Annotated in this window: 1 pseudogene; it reads right to left on the bottom strand. The window is 65.9% G+C overall.

The window, feature by feature from the left end:
- A pseudogene (locus tag SB754_RS20705) lies at positions 1–267 on the bottom strand (ferredoxin reductase); the annotation flags it as partial.

Genomic DNA, 267 nt, shown 5'->3' on the forward strand with positions numbered 1-267 from the left:
CCGGTCTTCGAGAAGGTGACCGTGCCACCTTCAGCACCGACCTCACCGCGCTCGAGAGCAAATCGCTCGATGTGCAGATGGTCCCGCAGACCCGCCTGTGTCCACTTGTGGGTCAGCGAATCCAGCAACGCCGCCGGACCACACGCCCAGGTCTGTCGCTGTCCCCAATCGGGGCACAGTGTGTCGAGCGCCTCCGGATCGATCTTGCCCTCGGTGCGCGTCCGCTGGATGTGCGCCCGCAGCAGACCGTCGGCCTCGAACTGCTTG

This window comes from Leifsonia sp. SIMBA_070, assembly GCF_046534635.1.
Taxonomy (GTDB): Bacteria; Actinomycetota; Actinomycetes; order Actinomycetales; family Microbacteriaceae; genus Leifsonia.